The 3687-nt window shown below is 35.6% G+C and carries 3 protein-coding genes and 1 pseudogene; 2 read left to right on the forward strand and 2 right to left on the reverse strand.

Going from position 1 to position 3687, the window contains the following annotated elements:
- Positions 1 to 572 (reverse strand): Rgg/GadR/MutR family transcriptional regulator (locus tag HT701_RS01620; protein WP_133302226.1); only part of this gene is annotated, 572 nt, incomplete at its 3' end.
- Between the two features lie 92 nt (positions 573 to 664).
- Here HT701_RS01620 and HT701_RS01625 point away from each other — a divergent pair.
- Positions 665 to 1903 carry a caspase family protein gene (locus HT701_RS01625; protein ID WP_000722389.1) on the forward strand — a complete coding sequence of 413 codons (1239 nt, stop codon included), beginning with the start codon at positions 665 to 667 and terminating at the stop codon, positions 1901 to 1903.
- A 12-nt stretch (positions 1904 to 1915) separates the two neighbouring features.
- Positions 1916 to 2998 (forward strand): N-acetylmuramoyl-L-alanine amidase family protein, encoded by a 1083-nt coding sequence (locus tag HT701_RS01630; protein WP_000868697.1) that lies wholly within the window; start codon positions 1916 to 1918, stop codon positions 2996 to 2998.
- Positions 2999 to 3306: 308 nt separating this feature from the next.
- On the opposite strand, the pseudogene HT701_RS01635 reads toward HT701_RS01630, so the two are convergent.
- Positions 3307 to 3687, reverse strand: a pseudogene (locus tag HT701_RS01635) (IS630 family transposase); the annotation flags it as partial.

Raw genomic sequence — 3687 nt, forward strand, 5'->3', positions numbered from 1 at the left:
ACTCTATGTGTTCCCATATTTGTTTTTAAAAAATGTCGTGTTTTCTTGATTACCGCTCTATATAATAAGCTTATGGTTTTAGTGTTCATAAAAAACACCGAATTATAAAAAATTTTCAGTTCATACTCCATCCAAGTATCTACCGAAAGCAAATACTTTATTATCTCATTGCATTTAGATGTATTATAAGGAAGATTTACAAGGCGATTAATCTGTTGTTCAGCAATCAATTTTATGTGAAAATTGCATAAACTTCTTTCCTGCTTTTGTTTTAGCTCTATTTTCTTTATTAGTTCTTGTAACAAAATGATATCTGAAGAGTTTACAGCATGTTCTAATTCTTCAAAAAAGCATTCTTTTTTGGAATAATAGCAATGAACTAATTCTTCAAATTCCGAAAATGATATCCCCAGGCGATTTAACAATATGTAAAAATGATCAATAGATAATTTTGTAATCCCATTTTCGAAACGAGAAATAGTTGACTCACTAATCTTATCACAAGCCAAATCTTTAAGACGAAAATTTTTTGAAATACGGATATCCTTTAAAACTGCTCCAAAATTTTCCATAGTATTCCTCTTCCATTTCTGCAAAAAATAAAACCTGTTTTTTTATTTGTGATATGATTATACAAAAATAAAACAGAAAGGACAATATGATTATGAAAAAAATTTTATTGTCATCAGTTGCTTTACTGAGCCTAGTGGCAACACTACCAGTAAATAGTCCAGTTTCTGCTCAAGAATCTATCTCTCCCAAGTCTTATAGTCACTCTAATGGCAGTTGGATTCAATCGAATAGCCGTTGGTGGTATAAACACTCTGACGGTTCTTACACTAAAAACGGGTGGGAAAAGATCAATGAAACCTGGTACTATTTTGATAGTGAAGGTTGGATGAAAACAGGTTGGTTTAATGAATATGGAAATTGGTATTATCTAGATACTAGTGGTGCTATGAAAACAGGATGGTGTTTGATTTCTGGTAGTTGGTACTATTTAAATACTAGCGGTGTCATGCAAACTGGCCTACAGACTATCGAAGGAAAACAATATTATTTGGCTGCCAGCGGTGCTATGCAGACAGGTTGGCACAATATTGGAGATGATACTTATTTCTTTGCTAGTAGTGGAGCAAGACAAACGATTAATCGCCGTGCTTTAGTTCTTGGTGAAACATCAACGAGAGCAGTACCTATCGAAGACGTTAATGCTATGGAAAAGGTTTTTGGTAACCAAAACTTTAGTAAAGTTGTTCGTTTCCCAGATAAAACTAAGTCTGAGATTATTGCAAAAACGCAAGAGCTTTTCAAATCTTCTATCGAAAGCGATGTGAACTATCTTTACCTTACTTGTCATGGAGGAAGAGACGGAAGAATCTATCTTGGTAGCGATGGTCAGACATTTTCAGGCTGGGAATTGGCATCTATACTGAAACAATATAAAGGTAAGTTTGTGGTTATGCTGGATTGTTGCTATTCAGGAACAATTATAGATGTAGGTAAGTCAGACAAAAAGGTTGCCTCCAAGTCTGAAGAAAAATTTGATGAACAAGCATTTTTGGCAGGATTTTCAACAGGAGATGTAGCAAGCAAGAATGGTGAAATGCTTGATTCTAAATTCCTCGTACTATGTGCCTCTTGGAAAGGCGAAGAATCGTATAGTGTAGTCGGAGTAGGTAGTCTTGCCACCAGATACTGGGCAATGGGTACAGGTTGGGATTCACTTCAAAATAGAATGATTTCGCCTATGGCAGACACCAATACTAACGGAAAAATTACTTTAGAGGAACTGTATCAATACTCTTATCCTCTAGTCCTTGAAGCTGCATCACAAATTCACGAAGAGCAACATGTATCAGTTTATCCTAAAAACAGTCAATTTGTTTTATTCCAAAAATAAGGAGTTAAGAAAATGAAAGTATCAAAAAAAATCACACTATTTGGTTTATCTCTAGCAGGTCTAGCTTTATTAGCTTTCCCTCATTCAGGTCAAGCCTTTGAGTTGGAAGAAGAATGGGTTATTAAGGGTGGGGTTAAGTATCAAGATGGCAAAATTCTTCGATTTAACAATGGCCATGAAGTGGATATCAAAGTCTTGGATTTGCCAAAAACTGAGAAAATCGAGTGGACGGTTAGTCTCAATGGTCAAGATCAGACTATCAATTTCCTAGGTCAAGAAAAGGACAAATCTATGGTCGGTACAGAGGGGCGTTACCTGAATTTCTATGTACCTTATGGCTATAGAGGAGATATCAAGGTAGAAGCCAAGAGCGGAAATGAAGTAAAGACCTGGTCCACTAAAGTAGTAGATGATGTATATAATGATGGCGGAAAGAGTGGTTACTTCCGTATTGACGAATCAAATGATCAACACACCTACCTTGATGCAAAATGGGACTATCAAACTAAGACCTACACTGCTACCTTACCAGAGACTCTCAATGGTCAAAAAGTGTTTGCTTGGGAAGACGACTATGTAGAATTGAAACTTCAAAAACCAGGAGTTATCAGTCATTCCTACAGAGGGGGAGGAGCCTTCAAAATACTTTATCCGATTCTAAAAGCAGAAAGCTGGCTAAAAAAGAATTACAGTGAAAAGTGGTACTATCAAAAACAAGGTCAATTAGTTAAAAATGCTTGGGTTAAGGACAAGGGAACTTGGTACTTTATGAATGATAAAGGAGTCATGTTCAATCAAACTTGGCTCTATCAGGGTGGCAACTGGTATGCCTTTAAATCATCAGGAGCTATGATTGCTAGCAATTGGCTATATGATAATAACTCTTGGTATTACCTAAAGGACTCAGGTTCTATGGCGACAGGTTGGATCAAAGATAGTGGATCTTGGTATTATCTAAACAACTCAGGTTCTATGGTAACAGGATGGGTAAAAGATAGTGGATCTTGGTACTACCTTGCTTCAACTGGTAAGATGCTTCACAACACCTATACACCTGATGGTTACTATGTAGATGCCAGTGGCGCTTGGAAATAAATTTTAAACAGAGAAAATCTACTGAGAAGGTAGGTTTTCTTTTTTAGTCAGTGAATAATATATAGTAGATTGAAACTAGAATAGTACATCTGGACTTCTAAAACATTACTAGAAATTGATTTGATTGTCCTGATTGATTTGTCCTATTTTTATTTCATTTTACTATAGAATAAAGTAGATTAGAAATTTAGCAGGGTTATTCTCTTTTACTAACAATCTGCTTACAAAAATTAAACAAGAGTATTTTAAAAATTAGACCCATTGTGAACTTTAGTAGTAAACAAAAATCTGGGAAAAAAGTTTTATAGTCATTTAGTTTTAAAAAAGCGTTCCAAACATTCAAAAATAGTTGGGACTTCCCTTAATAAATCTGTTACTTTCTTTTTCAAGATAGCCCAAGCTTGCTCAATAGGATTCAAATCCGGTGAATATGGCGGTAGAGGTAAGAAAAAGTGTTTATCTTGGATGCAGAGTTCATCCAAAATGTTCTTGGGATCAAAACTAGCATTGTCCATGATAATAACATGAGGTGTCTTCAAAGCAGGTAGGAGTTGCGTTTTGAACCACTCCACAAAGAAATCGCTTGTCCTGCTGTTCTTGTAAATCATGGGAGCTATAAACTCTCCGTCTACTTGTCCTGCAACAATTGAAGTTCGCTCAAAACGACGTCCGCTAATCTTTTCATAGAC

The organism is Streptococcus sp. 10824, from assembly GCF_013276595.1.
Lineage (GTDB): Bacteria > Bacillota > Bacilli > Lactobacillales > Streptococcaceae > Streptococcus > Streptococcus pseudopneumoniae.

Bases quoted from the DNA above. Each gene is read 5' to 3' on its own strand.
- HT701_RS01625 (WP_000722389.1), top strand. From the start codon at position 665: ATGAAAAAAATTTTATTGTCATCAGTTGCTTTACTGAGCCTAGTGGCA.
- HT701_RS01630 (WP_000868697.1), top strand. From the start codon at position 1,916: ATGAAAGTATCAAAAAAAATCACACTATTTGGTTTATCTCTAGCAGGT.